At 72.5% G+C, this 16,413-nt stretch carries 10 protein-coding genes; 7 read left to right on the top strand and 3 right to left on the bottom strand.

The window, feature by feature from the left end:
• The first annotated feature begins 36 nt into the window (after positions 1-36).
• The 4 genes from addB to HB662_RS08795 all read left to right on the top strand — a co-directional run bounded on the left by addB (position 37) and on the right by HB662_RS08795 (position 8,212).
• On the top strand, positions 37-3,081 hold the full coding sequence (addB, locus tag HB662_RS08780; protein ID WP_168049259.1) for a double-strand break repair protein AddB: 3,045 nt from the start codon (positions 37-39) through the stop codon (positions 3,079-3,081).
• The gene (addA, locus tag HB662_RS08785; protein WP_168049261.1) at positions 3,078-6,536 is read left to right on the top strand and encodes a double-strand break repair helicase AddA; all 3,459 of its coding nucleotides are present in this window, start codon (positions 3,078-3,080) and stop codon (positions 6,534-6,536) included. The genes addB and addA overlap by 4 nt, the downstream gene beginning before the upstream one ends.
• 103 nt (positions 6,537-6,639) lie before the next feature.
• Positions 6,640-6,969 (top strand): thioredoxin TrxA, encoded by a 330-nt coding sequence (gene trxA / locus HB662_RS08790; protein WP_168049263.1) that lies wholly within the window; start codon positions 6,640-6,642, stop codon positions 6,967-6,969.
• 73 nt (positions 6,970-7,042) lie between these two features.
• Positions 7,043-8,212: a PQQ-dependent sugar dehydrogenase gene (locus HB662_RS08795; RefSeq protein ID WP_168049265.1), complete on the top strand. Its 1,170-nt coding sequence runs from the start codon at positions 7,043-7,045 to the stop codon at positions 8,210-8,212.
• 109 nt (positions 8,213-8,321) lie between these two features.
• Here HB662_RS08795 and HB662_RS08800 read toward each other — a convergent pair whose 3' ends face one another.
• The 3 genes from HB662_RS08800 to accD all read right to left on the bottom strand — a co-directional run bounded on the left by HB662_RS08800 (position 8,322) and on the right by accD (position 12,347).
• On the bottom strand, positions 8,322-10,031 hold the full coding sequence (locus HB662_RS08800) for a solute carrier family 23 protein (RefSeq protein WP_168049267.1): 1,710 nt from the start codon (positions 10,029-10,031) through the stop codon (positions 8,322-8,324).
• 97 nt (positions 10,032-10,128) lie between these two features.
• Positions 10,129-11,409 (bottom strand): bifunctional folylpolyglutamate synthase/dihydrofolate synthase, encoded by a 1,281-nt coding sequence (locus HB662_RS08805; protein ID WP_168049414.1) that lies wholly within the window; start codon positions 11,407-11,409, stop codon positions 10,129-10,131.
• A 5-nt stretch (positions 11,410-11,414) separates the two neighbouring features.
• The gene (gene accD / locus HB662_RS08810) at positions 11,415-12,347 is read right to left on the bottom strand and encodes an acetyl-CoA carboxylase, carboxyltransferase subunit beta (RefSeq protein WP_168049269.1); all 933 of its coding nucleotides are present in this window, start codon (positions 12,345-12,347) and stop codon (positions 11,415-11,417) included.
• Between the two features lie 263 nt (positions 12,348-12,610).
• Here accD and HB662_RS08815 point away from each other — a divergent pair, with 263 nt between their 5' ends.
• From HB662_RS08815 to HB662_RS08825, 3 genes are all read left to right on the top strand, one after another.
• Positions 12,611-13,516: a LysR substrate-binding domain-containing protein gene (locus HB662_RS08815; protein ID WP_168049271.1), complete on the top strand. Its 906-nt coding sequence runs from the start codon at positions 12,611-12,613 to the stop codon at positions 13,514-13,516.
• Between the two features lie 364 nt (positions 13,517-13,880).
• Positions 13,881-15,365 (top strand): dihydropyrimidinase, encoded by a 1,485-nt coding sequence (gene hydA / locus HB662_RS08820; protein ID WP_168049273.1) that lies wholly within the window; start codon positions 13,881-13,883, stop codon positions 15,363-15,365.
• Between the two features lie 119 nt (positions 15,366-15,484).
• Positions 15,485-16,387, top strand: coding sequence for a hypothetical protein (locus tag HB662_RS08825; protein WP_168049275.1), 903 nt, complete (start codon positions 15,485-15,487; stop codon positions 16,385-16,387).
• Positions 16,388-16,413: the final 26 nt, after the last annotated feature.

A 16,413-nucleotide genomic window follows, 5' to 3' on the forward strand; every position in this document is an offset into this window, starting at 1 on the left:
CCGAACCCGCGCCAGCCGGTAGCGTTGGAACGGAACATGAATCTCTTCGACATCCCGGCCGAGCTGCCTTTCCTGGAATGCCTCGCCGCCGGGGTGCTCGCGGATTTCCGCGACAAGCCGGCGGAGGCGCTGTCCCGCGCCACCATCCTGCTGCCGACGCAGCGTTCCGCGCGCGGGCTGCGCGATGCCTTCCTCGCCCGGGCGGAAGGGCGCGCGCTGCTGCTGCCGCGGATGCGGGCGCTGGCCGGGCTTTCCACGGAAGACGCCGATGAGCTGGCGCTGCCGACGCTGCTGGACCTGCCGCCCTCCGTCCCGGCTCTGACCCGGCAGGCGGTGCTGACCAGCCTGGTGATCCGCCTGCCGCCGCGCCATGGCGGCCCCGGCACGCCCGAACAGGCCTGGTCGCTGGCCGCCGAACTTTCCCGGATCTTCGACGAGATTGCGCTGGAGGAGCCGGATACCGAACTGCTCGCCACCGGCAGCCCGGCTGATTTCACCGAGACCTGGCTCGGCCGGCTGGAAGACCTGGTGCCGGAATCCCAGGCGACCCATTGGCAGATCACCACCCACTTCCTGCGCGGCGTCGCCACCGCCTGGGCCGGCTGGCTGGAGAATGAGGGGCTGCTGGATATCGGCCTGCGCCGCGTGCTGGCGCTGCGCGAACAGACCAAGGCGTGGCAGGAGAGGCCGCCCGAGCACCCCGTGATCGCCGCCGGCATCGGCATCGGCGGCACCATCCCGGCGGCGGTGGAGCTGCTGCGGGTGCTGGCCGGGCTGCCGCAAGGCGCCGTGGTGCTGCATGGGCTGGACCGCGCGGAGCTGGCCGCGATCTGGGATTCGATCTGCAACTCCCCCACCCACCCCTTCTGCAGCCAGGGCCGCCTGCTGCACGCCATGGGCGCCGAGCCGCGCCAGGTGCGCCGCTGGCATGGCTGCGCGGAGGCCGCGCCCACCGTCCCCGCCGCCCGCAGCGCCCTGCTGGAGATGGCGCTGCGCCCACCGGAGGGGATGCAGCCCTGGACGGTCCCCGCGCCCGAGACCTGGGCACCCGGCCTGAATGGCCTGCGCCTGGTCGCGGCGCCGGAGGCGCAGACGGAAGCCGCCGCCATCGCCCTGCTGCTGCGCGAGGCGCTGGAGACCCGCGGCGCCCGCGCCGCGCTGGTGACGCCCGACCGCGACCTGGCCCGCCGCGTCTCGGCCGAGCTGGTGCGCCACGGCATCCGCGCCGATGACAGCGCCGGCCAGCCCCTGGCGCAAACGCCCACGGGCGTGTTCCTGCGCCTGCTGGCCCGCACGGTGGCCGAGGATTTCGCCCCCGTCCCGCTGCTGGCCCTGGCGAAACATCCGCTGTCGGCGGCGGGAATGGACCGCGCCGCCTTCCTCGATGCCGTGCGGCTGCTGGAACGCCGCGTGCTGCGCGGCCCGCGGCCGCTGGGCGGGCTGGAGGGGCTGGGCCAGGCCATCGCCGCCCTGCCGGAGGATGACCGCAAGCCGCCGCTGCTGGCGCTGCATGCCGCACTCGCCGGCGCGCTGGGCGATTTCAGCACCGCCCATGGCGCGGCAAAGCCGCCGGCGGATCTGCTGGAAGCGCATCTCTCCGCCGCCGAGGCGCTGGCCGCCACGCCCCAGGAACCGGGCGGCCTGCGCCTCTATGCGGCGCAGGAGGGTGAGGTGCTGGCCGGGCACATGGCCGATCTCGGCCCCGCCATGCGCCATCTGCCGCCGATGGACCCGGCGCTGTGGCCGGCGCTGTTCGAGGCGAGCCTGGAAGGCATCGCCACCTACATCGTCCGCCAGCACGGCGCGGCGCATCCGCGCGTGGAAATCCTCGGCCTGCTGGAAGCGCGGCTGCTGTCCTTCGACCGCGTGGTGCTCGGCGCGCTGGATGAGGGCGTCTGGCCGCTGGCCACCGACCCCGGCCCCTGGATGAGCCGCCCGATGCGCGCGCAGTTCGGCCTGCCGGAGCCGGAGGCACGCATCGGCCGCGTCTGCATGGACTTTTTTCTGTTTGCCTGCGCGGCGCCGGAGGCGGTGTTTTCACGTGCGGCGCGGCGCGGCGGGTCGCCCACCGTGCCGGCGCGCTGGCTGACCAGGCTGGAAACCTTCCTGTCCGGCCAAGGGCTGACGCTGCCGGGCAGCGAGGCGGCGCGGATGGCGGCGGCGCTGGACGTGCCGGATCGCGTCACCCCGGTCTCCCGCCCCGCGCCGCGCCCCACCCTGGCGCAGCGGCCGCGGGAGATTTCGGTGACGGAGGTGGCCGACCTGCTGGCCGACCCCTACGCCTTCCACGCCAAGCGCATCCTGCGGCTGCGCAAGCTGGATCCGCTGGATGCCGATGTCGGCGCGCTGGATTACGGCATCATCGTCCATGCCGCGCTGTCCGGCTTCGTCAACGCCATCAGCCGCGCCCCTGGTGGCTGGCCGGGGGAGGAAGCGGCGCTCGAAGCCTGGGGCGAGGCCGCCGCGGCGGCGCTGGTGCTGCAGGGGCCGCGGCCCTCGCTGGCCGCCTTCTGGCGCCCGCGCCTGGCGCGCATCGGCGCCTTCGTGGTGGGGCTGGAGGCGGAGCGGCGCCAGGGTGGCGGCATCGCCGGAAGCTGGACGGAGACCGCCGGGCTGCTCGACCTGCAACGGCCGCGCGGCACGGTGCGGCTGAAGGCGCGGGCGGACCGGATCGACCGGCTGGGCGATGGCAGCCTGGCGATCCTCGACTACAAGACCGGCACCCTGCCGCGCCCCGATGAATTGCAGGATGGCCGCGCCCCGCAATTGCCCCTGGAAGCCGCCATGGCCGCGGAGGGCGCCTTTGCCGGCGTGCCCGGCGCGCCGGTGCGGGCGCTGACCTACTGGAAGCTCTCGGGCGGTGAGACGGCGGGGGAGGAGAAGCAGATGTTCTCCGAGCCCGAGGATGTCGCGGAGCTGGCCGGCGCGGCGCTGGAGCGCCTCGGCGCGCTGGTGGACAAGTTCCTGCTCGGCGACGCCGCCTTCACCGCCCGGCCGCATCCCGGGCGCAAGACGCGCGGCGGCGACTACGACCATCTGTCCCGCGTCGCGGAATGGGCGGATGCGGAGGGCGAGGAATGAGCCTGACCCTGACGCCGCGCCAGGAAGCCGAATTCGAACAGGCCCGCGCCTCGGACCCCGCCGCCTCCGCCTGGGTCGGCGCCTCGGCGGGGTCGGGCAAGACCAAGGTGCTGACCGACCGGGTGCTGCGGCTGCTGCTGGCGCCGGGCACGCGGCCGGGCGCCATTCTCTGCCTCACCTTCACCAAGGCCGCCGCGGCGGAAATGGCGCATCGCCTGGCGCGCGACCTCGGCCGCTGGGCGGTGGAGCCGGAGGCGAAGCTGGCGGCGCGGCTGGCTTCCCTGCTCGGCCGGGCGCCGGACCGGCGGGATTTGGATGCGGCGCGCGGGCTGTTCGCGCGGGTGCTGGACCTGCCGGGCGGCATGCGGATCAGCACCATCCACGCCTTCTGCCAGTCCCTGCTGCGTGCCTTCCCGCTGGAAGCCGGCCTGGCGCCGCAATTCGGCGTGGTGGAGGAGGCGGATGCCGCAGCCCTGCTGGCCGAGGCGCGGGAAGCGGTGCTGGTCAGCCCCGCCCAGGCCCCGGCGCTGGAGGCCCTCGCCAGCCTGGTGCCGCCCGATTCCTTCTCCAACCTGGTGCGCGCTTTGGACCGGGACCGGGAGCGGCTGGGCACCGCGCTGCGGGAGACGGGGTCGCTGGAGGCACTCTGCACCGCCATCGGCTGCCACCTCGACCTGCCGGATGGCGCGGGAGAGGACGCGCTGGTCGCCGCCGGGGCGCAGGCGGTGGACGAACAGGCGGTGATTGCCGCTCGGCTGCTGCAGGGCAGCCGCAACGAGAATGACCGCAAGCGCGGCGACCGGCTGCTGGCCTGGCTGGAACTGCACCCGGCACAGCGCGCCGCGCGCTGGGCGGAATGGACGGAAATCCTGCTGACGCTGGACGGCACGCCGCGCGCCCGCATGGCCACCAAGGATGTCGGGCCGCGCCAGGCCGAATGCGCCGAAATCCTGCGGCGGGAAGGGGAACGCGTAGCGGCCGTGGAGGGCAGCCGCCGCGCCAGCCGCCTGCTTGCGGCGACGCGCGCCTTGCTCAGCCTCGGCGCCCCGGTGCTGGAGGGCTACCGCGCCCGGAAGAAGGCGCGCGGGCTGCTGGATTACGACGACCTGATCCTCGCCGCGCGGCAGGTGCTGCGCGACCCGGGCAGCGCCTGGGTGCTGTTCAAGCTGGATGGCGGGCTGGACCACCTGCTGCTGGACGAGGCGCAGGACAGCAACCCGGCGCAATGGGGCATCGCCGCCGCGCTGACCGAGGAGTTCTTCGCGGGCTCCGGCGCCGAAAGGCGCGATGCCACGCGGCGCACCATCTTCGCGGTGGGTGACGTCAAGCAATCCATCTACGCCTTCCAGGGTGCCGATTCCGCCGGTTTCGCTCGCTGGCAGCGGCATTTCGCCAGCCGCCTGCAGGCGCTGGGGGAATCGCTGCGCGATGTGCAGCTTCAGGTCTCCTTCCGCTCCACCGCGCCGGTGCTGGCGCTGGCCGATGCGGTGTTTGCCGAGGGCCCGGCGCGGGACGGCGTGGTGGCGCCGGGCGACACGCTGCGCCACCGCCCGGACCGCATCGGCCAGGCCGGCTGCGTCGAGCTCTGGCCCATGCTGGACGGCGCGGAGACCGACCCGCCGCCCCCTTGGGAGGTGCCCGAAACCCCCGCCGCCGCCACCGGCCCGGACGCGCTGCTGGCGGAGGCGCTGGCCGCGCGTATCGCCGGCTGGATCGAAACTGGCGAAATGCTGCCCGCCCGCGGCCGGGCCATCCGCGCGGGCGATATCCTGGTGCTGGTCCGCAAACGCTCCGGCGGGCTGCTGCCGCGGCTGGTCCGCGCGCTGAAGGAGCGCGGGGTGAATGTCGGCGGCACCGACCGCATCCGCCTGGTGGAACAGATCGCGGTCCAGGACCTGCTGGCGCTGGCCGATGCGCTGCTGCTGCCGGAGGATGACCTGCAACTGGCGGCGGCGCTGAAATCGCCGCTGATCGGGCTGGATGACGACCAGCTTCTGCACCTCGCCGCGGGGCGGGAGGGCAGCCTGTGGCGGCAGCTCGCCCTGGCGCGGGGCCAGGCCACACCCGAGGGCGCGGCGGCGGATTTCCTGGCCGGGCTGATGTCCCGCGCCGATGTCGTCACCCCGCATGCGCTCTTCGCCGAGATCCTGGGCGAACATCGCGGGCGCCAGAAACTGCTGGCGCGGCTGGGGCCGGATGCGGCGGATCCGATCGACGAATTCCTGAACGCCGCGCTGGACCATGGCAGCCGCCACCCGCCCAGCCTGCAGGGCTTCGTCGATTGGCTGCGCCGCGGCGGGGCGGAGGTGAAGCGGGACCAGGAAGCCGCCGGCGATGCCGTGCGCATCATGACCGTGCATGGCGCCAAGGGCTTGCAGGCGCCGGTGGTGATCCTGCCGGACACGGTGGGCAGCGGCCGGGACAGCACGGAGGTGCGCTGGGTGATGGAGCAGGGCGCCCCGCCTCTGCCGCTCTGGGCGCCCAACAAGGACCACCACGCCCCCGCCTTCACGGATCTGCTGGCGCGGGAGAAGGCGGCGCGGGCGGCGGAGGAGCACCGGCTTTTGTATGTCGCGCTGACCCGGGCGGAGGACCGGCTGCTGGTCTGTGGCTGGCAGCGCAAGCGGCCGAAGGCGCGGGACTTTCCCGAATCCTGCTGGTACGACCTGATCGCGCAAGGATTTTCCCGAATTGGCGCCGCCGAAGTGCCGCTGGAGGCCCCCGCCGGCTTCGGCTTCGCGGCCACCACGCTGCGCCGGCTGGAAAGCCCGCAGGAGGCGGCGCCGGTGCCGGATGGGCGGGACAAGCCGCCGGCCGGCCCGGCCGACCTGCCGGATTGGGCCCGCCGCCCGGCCCCGCCGGAGGTGACGGTGGACGCGCTCGCGCCCTCTGCCATCCCTGGCGAGAACGAGGCCCCCGCCGCCGCCCCGCACGGCGCCTCCGACCCCGGCGGCCAGCGCTTCCGGCGCGGCCGGCTGGTGCATGCGCTGCTGCAGCATCTGCCCGAGCGCGCCCCGGCGGAGCGGGAAAAGGCCGCCCAGGCCTTCCTCGCGCGACGCGGCCAGGGGTTGCCCGAGGCGGAGCAGGCGGCGACTCTGGCGGAGGTGATGGCCCTGCTCACGGCGCCGGCATTCGCCGACGCCTTCGGCCCCGAGAGCCTGGCAGAGGCCCCGATCGCGGGCCAGGTGGGAGACAGGCTGGTCAGCGGCCAGGTCGACCGGCTGCTGGTGAGCCCCGATCGCGTCCTTGTGCTGGACTACAAGACCAACCGGCCGCCACCGATGGAGGTGTCCGGCGTGCCAGCGCTGTATCTCCGCCAGATGGCGGCCTACCGCGCCGTGTTGCGCCTGGCCTTCCCGGGGCGGCGCGTGGATTGCGCTTTGGTCTGGACTTTCGGCGCGCGCCTCATGCCGTTGCCGGAAGGGTTGCTCGACGCGCATGCACCCGGCGCATGACGCCCCGCGCCCGCTGCACTTGGCGCTTGCTTGACCCGGGCCGGGACCGCCACGATCTTGCCATCAAAGCGCCAGCCCCCCGCCAGGCGCGCGGAGACTTCCCATGAACGAGTTCACCAAGGCCGTGACCGACGACAGCTTCAAGCAGGATGTGCTGGAGGCGTCGGGGCCCGTGCTTGTTGATTTCTGGGCCGAATGGTGCGGCCCCTGCCGCATGGTGGCGCCGATCCTGGACGAGATCGCCCAGGAATATGCCGGCAAGCTGACCATCGCGAAGGTCAATATCGACGACAACCCGATGACGCCGAACGATTACTCGGTGCGCGGCATCCCCACCATGATCCTGTTCAAGGACGGCAAGCCGGTGGACACCAAAGTCGGCGCCCTGCCGAAGAGCGCGCTGAAGGATTGGGTGGCAGGCAAGCTGGCCTGACGCCGACGCCCCTGATGGGGGCGTGAAGACGGGCGGCGCTGGCGCAGGCCGGGCGCCGCCTTACATCCGGGTCATGATCCGTCGCATCCTGGCCCTGGCCATCCTCGCCCTTCCCCTCTCCGTCGCGGCGCAACCCGCCTCGGCACAGGGGGATTCGGTGGTGCGCTCCGAGCGCGCCACCTTCCGCATCACCACCTTCGCCACCGGGCTGGAACGGCCCTGGGGCGCGGCGCTGCTGCCCGATGGACGGCTGCTGGTGACGGAGCGGCCGGGCCGGCTGCGGCTGGTCGGCCGCGATGGCGCCGTCTCCCGCCCCCTGGCCGGCGTGCCGCAGGTGGAGGCGGCGAGCCAGGGCGGGCTGCTGGACGTGGCGCTCAGCCCTGACTTCCAGACCAATCGGGAGATCTTCCTCTGCGCCGCCACGCTGGTCCAGAGCGGCTCCGCCGCGGGGGCGCAGGGCGGCGCGCTGACGCGGCTCATCCGTGCCCGGCTGTCGGATGACGCCTCGGCGCTGGAGGCGGTGACACCGCTGCTGGATGCGTCGCCGGCGCAATCCTCCGGCCGCCAGCATTATGGCTGCCGCATCGCCTTCGGCGCCGACGGGCGGCTCTACCTGTCCACCGGCGACCGCAACGTGGACCGCATGCGGTCGCAGCGGCTGGATGACCTGGCGGGCAAGGTGCTGCGGGTGGACCGCGAGGGCCGGCCGCAGCGGGACAATCCCTTCGCCGATCGCCAGGGCGCACGCGGCGAGGTCTTCACATATGGCCACCGCAATCCGCAGAGCCTGGCGCTGAACCCCTGGACCGGCAGCCTGTGGCAGGCGGAACACGGGCCGCGCGGTGGCGATGAGCTCAACATCCTCCGCCCCGGCGCGAATTACGGCTGGCCGGTGGTGACCCATGGCGTGAACTACAGCGGCACGGTGATCAGCGAGCAGAAGACCGGGCCCGGCATCACCGACCCGATCCGGGTCTGGACCCCGGTGATCAGCCCCTCCGGTATCGCCTTCTATGACGGCCAGGCCTTCCCCGGCTGGCAGCGCAGCCTGTTCATCGCGGCGCTGAACCAGCCCGGCCTGGTGCGGCTGACGACGGAGGGCGACCGGGTGACCGGGGAGGAACGCCTGCTGTTCGACCGCCGCATCCGCATGCGGGACGTACTGGTGGCGCAGGATGGCGCCGTGCTGGTGCTGACGGATGAGGCGCAGGGCCGCATCCTGCGGCTGGCGCCGGCGGAATGAGCATGTGCCGGCCGGTCGTCGCCCGGCTGGCAAGGCATAAGCGGCGCCTGCCGCAGGAGAGGGCGCCGGTGATTGCAGGCGGATCGGCGACGACCCGCGGCATGGACCGTCAGTGGTCGTAGTGCAGGCGCAGCTCCTGCCGGCCATCCGGTAGCACCGCCTCCGTCACCCGGTCCGCGGCACGGCGCAGCATCAACGTGGCGAGCCGGGCGGCCAGGGCCGCATCCTCCGCCGTCTCCAGGGTCAGCGCCGGGCCATCGGCCGCGAGCAGCGGCTCGCCGCTCCAGCGCAGCGTGGCGTCCAGATTGTACTCGTCGAAGCGGGCGGAGATTTCCGCCGAGCCGCGCGGGGCCACCAGCGCCGGCAGGGCCTGGGCCACTTCCTCCAGCGCATCCTCCAGCCGGGCCACAACCTCCGCCCGCGCGCCCCAGGCCGCGCCGGCCTGGCGGGCGAAATCGCGCAGCGGGGCCTCGCCTTCCTCCGGCCGCCAGACGAACCGGCGTTGGCGGGACGCGCCGATCCGGAACGCCGCCACCAGCAACAGCGCCGCCACCATCGCCAGCACGAGGGAGGAGGAAACCAGCAGCCGCATCTGGGCCGGCAGGCCAGAGAAGATCTGCGGCACTGCGTCGTAGGACAGGCCGATGACCAGCGCGGCACCCACCACCAGCGTCCGCCGCGCATCCATCAGCCTTTGCGTGACGATGCCCATGCCGGTCGTGGTGATGAAGGCGGCGGCAAAGAACAGCGCCGCGCCCAGCACGCCGCGCGGCACCGCCAGCACCACCTCCGCCGAGCCCGGCACCAGCGCCAGTACGATCCAGAGGCCACCCACCGCGAAGCCAACCCGCCGCGCGGTGACGCCGGTGGCGATCGAAAGCCCGACGCTGGCCGTGTAGCTGTTGACGCCCGGCACGCCGAGCAGCCCGGCCAGGCAGGTGCCCAGTCCATCGGCCAGCGCACCGGCCTTCATCGGCCCGTAGTCCGGCCGCCGCCAATCCGGGTCGTTGGCGCGCTGGCAGGCCACCACATCGCCGCAGACCCGCACCAGGCAGGCCAGGGCGCCCATGGCGAAGCCGGGCAGCAGGGTCCATTCCAGGGTGGGGGTGGCCAGCGGCCAGGTGGGGACCTGCCAGACCACCGGCACCGGTAGCAGCGGAGCGCCCTCCGCCAGGGTCACCACGACATGGGTGGCGAAGCCCAGCACCAGCCCGGCCAGCACCGCCACCGGCCGCAGCCGCGCGCCGCCCCAGACCGCAATGCCGATGATGGTCGCCAGCGCCACCGCCGTGGCCGGCAGGTTATCCGTGCCGCGATCCAGCCCCGGACCGAAGCCCAGCATCAGCCGCAGCGCCAGCAGGCCGAGGCCGACACCGATCATCAGCACCACCAGCCCGACCAGTTCGGTCGGCAGCCAGGGCCGCAGGCGCTTCACGGCGAAGGACAGCGCCACCTGCGTAACGCCCGCCGCCAGGGTCATCGCCGCCACCGCGCCAAGCCCGCCCATCTGCGCCGCCACCAGCGTCGGCGGCAGGTAGATGGCGGTGAAGACGGAGGGCAGCAGGAAGCCGGAGCCGATGGAATGCCCCCCCCAGACCGGCCGCCCCCAGGCCTGCAGCAGCGTGGCCAGCCCGAGCGCCAGCATCGCCAGCGAGAGGTATGAGGACAGGGTGGCGGCATCCGCCCCGGCGGTGTCCGCCACCAGCAGCGGAAAGACCAGGGTGACGGAGCCGAGGCCGATATGTTGAAGCGCCGCGGGCCAAAGCACCCCCGGCGGCGGCGCGCTGTGCAGCGGCCAGCCCGTGGTCCTGTCTTCCATGCGCCCCCCGCCGCGCACCCCTCACCTTCGGCGTGCAGCTTCCTTCATGCACGCTGCGGTTGCCGTACGCCAGCTTGGATGCCCGGGACAGCCGGCCTCAACCATCCAGCTTCAGCACCTCGCCCGCCAGGTACAGGCTGCCGCAGACCAGGACACGGGCCGGCGGACCATCCAGCGGCAGCGCGGCCAGGACCTGCGCCACCGTGCCGCCGGCATGCGCGGCGCCACCGCTGGCGGCGACCACATCGGGCACCGTCATCGCCAGGTGCTGCCCCGGCTCCGCCACCGCCCAGAGGCTGCTGGCCACCGGGATGATCGGGGCGAGGAATTCCGGCACCTGCTTGCCGGCCTTCATGCCGACCAGCACATGCACCGGCCGGTCGGCGAAGGCCTCGCGGATATGCTGGCCGAGCACCACGCCGGCGCCGGCATTGTGCCCGCCATCCAGCCACAGCTCCCAGCCCTGCGGCAGCAGCGCGGCCAGCCTGCCGGTCAGGCGCTGCATGCGGGCGGGCCAGGTGGCCTGTGCCACGCCCTGGCGGATCGCATCCTCCGTCAGCCAGTCGGGATTCCAGGCGCGCAGCGCGGCGATGGCGATGCCGGCATTCTCCACCTGGTGCGGTCCGGGCAGGCCCGGCCGCGGCAAGGCGAGGCGCGTGGTCGCATCGGACCATTCCAGCGTGCCATCCGGCTGCGCCGCCACATTCCAGTGGCGGCCACGCAGATGCAGGGGAGCGCCGCGCTCCGCGGCCTCGGCCTCGATCACCTGGCGTGCCGCATCGGGCTGGAAGCCGGTGGCGCAGGGCACGCCGGGCTTGATAATGCCGGCCTTCTCCCAGGCAATCCGGGAAATCTCGTCGCCGAAGAAATCCATGTGGTCGCGGGAGATGCTGGTGATGGCCGTGGCCGCCGGGCGGTCCACCACATTGGTCGCGTCGAAGCGCCCGCCGAGCCCGACCTCCAGCACCAGCAGATCCGCCGGCACGCTGGCGAACAGGTGCAGGGCGACGGCGGTGGTGACCTCGAACACCGTGATCGGCTGGCCTTCATTGACCTGCTCGACATGTTCGAGCGCCGCGGCCAGCGCATCCTCCGTCACCAGTTCGCCGGCAAGCCGGATGCGTTCGTGGAAGGACACCAGATGCGGACTGGTGAAAACATGCACGCGCAGGCCGGCGGCTTCCGCGATGGCGCGCAGGAAGGCGCAGGTGCTGCCCTTGCCGTTGGTCCCCGCCACATGCACCACCGGCGGCAGCCGCCGCTCCGGATGGCCCAGCGCCGCCAGGCAGCGCTGCAGCCGCTCCAGGCTCAGATCGATCAGCTTCGGATGCAGGCTGTGCAGCCGGTTGATGATCTCCTCGCTGCGCGAGGCGCGCAGGGTGCTCACGCCGGCTTCACGGCCTCGGCCTCGACCGTCTCTGGCGGCGGCAGCGCCGGCAGGTCCTCCGGCACCGGCTCGGCCGGCAGCGTCGGCTCCCGCAACAGGGAGATCACCTGGGCCAGGGTGGCGCGCATGTCGTGGCGCTTCACCACCATGTCGAGGATGCCGTGCTCCAGCAGGTATTCGGCGCGCTGGAAGCCCTCCGGCAGCTTCTCCCGCACCGTCTGCTCGATCACGCGCGCACCAGCGAAGCCGATCAGCGCATTCGGCTCGGCGATCTGGATATCGCCCAGCATGGCGAAGCTGGCGGTGACGCCACCCGTGGTCGGGTCGCACAGCACCACGATGAAGGGCAGCCCGGCCTCCTTCACCATGCGCGTCGCGATCACGGTGCGCGGCATCTGCATCAGGCTGATGGCGCCTTCCTGCATGCGCGCGCCGCCGGAGGCGGTGAAGACGATCAGCGGGCTGTCCTGCAGCACGGCGAGCTTGGCCGCCGTCACCAGCGCCTCCCCCACGCCGGCACCCATGGACCCGGCCATGAAGCCGAATTCGAAGACCGCCACCACGGCCTTGCGGCCGAGGATATTGCCCTGCGCCACCAGCACCGCATCATCCATGCCGGATTTCTGCTGCGCCTCCTTCAGCCGGTCGGCGTATTTGCGCTGGTCGCGGAAGCGCAGCGGGTCCGCCGGGGCCTTCGGCAGCTCGATGCGCGACCAGCCCTCATCCAGCGTCGCCTTCACGCGGCTCGCGGCCGGCATCCGCATGTGGTGGTTGCAGTGGGTGCAGACGAGAAGGTTCCGCTCCAGGTCGCGGTGGAAGATCATCTGCTCGCAGGCGGGGCACTTGTGCCAGAGGTTGTCCGGCACCTCCCGCGGCTGCCCGAACAGGGCCTTCACCTTCGGCAGCGCCCAGTCGGAAATCCAGTTCATCTTTATATGCCCTCAAGCGCCGGGCGCCGGCATCCGCCGGCTTGGCTCGCCGGACTGCCGGCGGGCCCCGTTCGGGGCCTCGTCGCGCGCAAGACGCGCGCCGCCATCATCGGGGCGGAGGTAGGGGCAATGGGGGCCGCCGCGCAAGAGGGGGCGGAAATCGGCCCGGTCAACCCTGACGATAGACCACATATATCAGACAACCGCCCCGCCCCCTGATATGTCTTATCGTCAACGACAAGAAATCAGGGGACGCCACCACCATGAACCTGCGCGATCTGCGCTACGCGCTGGCGGTCGCGGAGCACCGACATTTCGGCCGCGCCGCCGAGCTGTGCAACATCAGCCAACCCACCCTGTCCACCCAGCTCCGCAAGCTGGAGGAGGAACTCGGTGTGGTGCTGTTCGAACGCACCAACAAATCCGTCGTGCCGACCATGGCCGGCGAAGCCCTGCTGGCGCATGCCCGCGCCGCCGTGGAATCCGCCGACGCCATGCTGGCGCTCGCCCAGGCCTCCCGCGACCCGCTGCGCGGCCGGCTGCGCCTCGGCATCATCCCGACCCTGGCGCCCTACCTGCTGCCCCTGGTCTTCGGCCCGCTGCGCGACGCCCTGCCCGACTTGGTCATCGAACCCTGGGAGGACGTGACCACCGCACTCCTCGAACGCCTGCGCACCCACGAACTCGACGCCGCCCTGCTGGCCACCGACGCCGAAGGTCCGGACCTCGACACGCAACCGCTGTTCACCGAACCCTTCCTCGCCGCCCTGCCCCCCGAACACCTCCTCGCCAGCCAGGACCACGTGCGGGAGGAAGACCTGGCACCAGACATCCTGGTCCTCGCCGATGGCCACTGCCTGCGCGACCAGGCGCTCGCCGCCTGCGGCAACCCCGGCCTCCGCGCGGGCGCGCTGCGCGCCTCCTCCCTCTCCACCCTGCTGAACATGGTCGCCGCCGGCTACGGCACGACCCTGATCCCCGGCCTTGCCGCTGGCGTGGCACGCGACGCCGGCATCGCACTCCGCCCGCTGACCCACATGACCGGCCGCGACATCCAACTCGTCTCCCGCACCACCTTCCCCCGCCGCGCCGCCATCGACGCCATCGCCACCCTCATCCGCACCCGCCTCGCCCCCTTCGCCGACAGCGCAGCCCACGGCGAGGTCTGACCAATCGCCCGGGGGGTGGCGTGGCCGAAGGTCGCGCTGCGTGATTGCAGGGGGACGCTGTTCCCCTGCACCCCCTGCCAGGGGCCTCGGGCCCCTGGACCGCGAGGACTTTAAGCGAAGAAGCGGAGGGGGCCGGATGAACCGCTGAACAAGCGGTCGCCCAGGCCCCCTCCGCTTCTCCACTTATGATTCATGGGTTCAAAGGGCCAAAGCCCTTTGCGGGGTCACGGCACTGCCGTGACGGAGGGAGGGCAGCGCCCTCCCTGCAAATCACGGGCGCAACCCACCCCACCCCAGCCTCCCCGGCGATGGACAACCGCCGCGGGGCTGCGTCAGTCTGGCGGAGCGGGTGCAGGGGGTTCGGATGGCGGCGTTTGATCTGGTGGTTCGGGGTGGCACGGTGGCCACGGCGGCCGAGGTGTTCGAGGCGGATATCGGTGTTGTCGATGGCAAGGTGGCGGCCATCGGTCGCAATCTTGCGGCGGGGCGGGAGGAGGTCTCGGCCAAGGGCATGGTGGTGACGCCGGGCGGCTTGGATCCGCATTGCCATCTGGAGGAGCTGGCGCAGGACGGCTCGGTGCATGAGGAGAGTTTCGCCAGTGGCTCGGCGGCCGCCTTGGCGGGCGGCACCACGTCGTTCATCTGTTTCCTGCCGCAGTGGAAGGGGCATTCCCTGGCGGACAGCGCGCCGGGGTATGAGGCGCGGGCGGCGAAGTCGCGTTGCGATTACTCCTTCCACCAGATCATCACCGATCCGACGCCGGAGGTGCTGGAGCGGGAGATTCCGGCGCTGATCGCGCGCGGCGTGCGCAGCCTGAAGGTGTTCCTCACCTATGATCCGCTGCGGCTGGATGATGCGCAGCTGATCCAGGTGCTGGCGATGGCGCGGCGGCACCGGGCTTTCGTCACCATCCATGCGGAGAATTACGATGCGATCGGCTGGCGCATCGACGCGCTGCTGAAGGCCGGGCTGACGGATCCCTTGCAGCATGCCTGGTCCCGCCCGCCGGTGGTGGAGCGGGAGGCGACGCATCGGGCGATCGCGCTGGCGGAGCTGGTGGACCAGCCGGTGCAGATCTTCCACGTGAGTTGCGAGGAGGCGGCAGAGGAAATCGCGCGCGCCCGGGCGCGCGGCGTGAAGGTGTGGGGCGAGACCTGCCCGCAATACCTGACCCTGTCGCACGACGATCTGCAGGGGCCGGATTTCGCCGGCGCCAAGGCGGTGTGTTCGCCGGCGCTGCGGGCGAAGGGCGAGAACGAGAAGGTCTGGCGGCGCATCCTGGATGGCACGCTGGATGTGGTCTCCTCCGACCATTGCGGCTTTTCCTTCGCCACGGCGAAGCGCGCGCCGGGCAGTGGCGGCTATGGCATGGGCAGTGCCAATCTGCGCGCCGATGGCACGCCCGCCTTCAACGCGATACCCAATGGCGTGCCGGGCATCGAGACGCGGCTGCCGGTGCTGTTCTCCGAAGGCGTATCGAAGGGCCGCATCGACCTGCCGCATTTCGTTCGCCTGAGTTCTGCCAACGCGGCGAAGCTGTTCGGGCTGGAGGGGCGCAAGGGCAGCCTGATGCCCGGTGCCGATGCAGACTTGGTGCTGTGGGACCCGGATGCGGAGCGCACCATCCGCAACGCGGACCTGCACCACGCCATCGACTACACGCCGTGGGAGGGTTTCGCGGTGCGCGGCTTGCCCAGCGTCACCATCGCCGGCGGCCGCGTGGCGGTGCGGGACGGGCAGGTGCTGGCGCAGCCGGGCGATGGCCGCTTCCTGGCGCGCGGCCCCTATGCGATGGCGCGGCCCAGCGGGCACGTGCCGGATGGTTTCGACGCCGCCGCGGTCGAGTAGCGACCGCGAATCATTCCGCGCCGCAGCATACGGCGGCGCGGGTTAACAGTTGCACAACCTCTCCGCGGTTAGGCTCAGGCAGGCGCTGGAAACAGCCACCTTCAGGGGCGACAGAAACCGTGGCGATCGAGCTGAATGCGCGGGCGGAGCCTGCGCCAATCCCGCCTTCCGGCCGCTTCCGCGCGGGTGCCGCTCCGGGCGCGCTGCTCGGCGCGCGTGATGCGGTAGCGGGACTGCTGCTGGGCGCTTCACTGACCGCCTGCGGGCTGGTGCTGCTATGGCCTTCCGCGCTGAGCTCCGCCGGCTCGTCCTCGCCGCCCGTGGTGCTGGCGGTGGAGGATCGGGCGGCCGCGCTGGACGCCCTGCTCCGCCAGGCCAATGCCCAGCTTTCCGCGCACGCCGCGCGGGCCGAGGAGGCGGCACGGCAGGCGGAAGCCGCGGCACAGCGCCTGGCGCTTCTGGAGGCGCGTGGGCCGACCGCGGACCGCTTCCTCGCGGCGGCCTTGCTGTTGCAATCCAGCGTCGCGACGCCGCGGCCCTGGCTGCGCGAATACCAAATGATGATGGCCCTCGCCCCGCCCGGCGCCGTGCCGCGCCCGCTGGCCGAGGTGCTGGCCAGCCATGCCGCGCGCGGCCTGCCGAGCGGGATGGAACTGCGGGACCGCTTCGCGATGCTGGCGCCGCAACTGCTGGACCGTGCGCCGCAGGAGGATTCGCTGGTGCAGCGCGCCGGGCTTGCCGCGCGCGGCGTGCTGTCCGGCATCGGCCTGGCGGCACCGCCGCAGGCCGGGCTTCAGGCCGCCGCGGTGGCCGGCATTGCCGCGCAGCTTCGCCGGGGTGACCTGGCCGGGGCGGTGGCCGATGCCGGCGCGCTGGATCCCACCCTGCAACCGCTGCTGGCCGGCTGGCTGGCGCAGGCGCGGGCGCGCATGGCGGTGGAGCAGGCGGTGCGGGAAACGCTGCTGCTCGCGCTTGCCCCGCGCCCACGGCCGGAGCTGGCCGCGGCCACGCTGCGGAATTGAAATCACGCCGCCCCCGCGGTGCCTGC

The sequence above is a fragment of the Falsiroseomonas frigidaquae genome (assembly GCF_012163145.1).
GTDB classification, from domain to species: Bacteria; Pseudomonadota; Alphaproteobacteria; order Acetobacterales; family Acetobacteraceae; genus Falsiroseomonas; species Falsiroseomonas frigidaquae.

What these genes read in the sequence shown, in the direction of transcription:
- addB (WP_168049259.1), top strand. Translation starts at nt 37, where the DNA reads ATGAATCTCTTCGACATCCCGGCCGAGCTGCCTTTCCTGGAATGCCTC.
- addA (WP_168049261.1), top strand. Translation starts at nt 3,078, where the DNA reads ATGAGCCTGACCCTGACGCCGCGCCAGGAAGCCGAATTCGAACAGGCC.
- trxA (WP_168049263.1), top strand. Translation starts at nt 6,640, where the DNA reads ATGAACGAGTTCACCAAGGCCGTGACCGACGACAGCTTCAAGCAGGAT.
- HB662_RS08795 (WP_168049265.1), top strand. Translation starts at nt 7,043, where the DNA reads ATGATCCGTCGCATCCTGGCCCTGGCCATCCTCGCCCTTCCCCTCTCC.
- HB662_RS08800 (WP_168049267.1), bottom strand. Translation starts at nt 10,031, where the DNA reads ATGGAAGACAGGACCACGGGCTGGCCGCTGCACAGCGCGCCGCCGCCG.
- accD (WP_168049269.1), bottom strand. Translation starts at nt 12,347, where the DNA reads ATGAACTGGATTTCCGACTGGGCGCTGCCGAAGGTGAAGGCCCTGTTC.
- HB662_RS08815 (WP_168049271.1), top strand. Translation starts at nt 12,611, where the DNA reads ATGAACCTGCGCGATCTGCGCTACGCGCTGGCGGTCGCGGAGCACCGA.
- hydA (WP_168049273.1), top strand. Translation starts at nt 13,881, where the DNA reads ATGGCGGCGTTTGATCTGGTGGTTCGGGGTGGCACGGTGGCCACGGCG.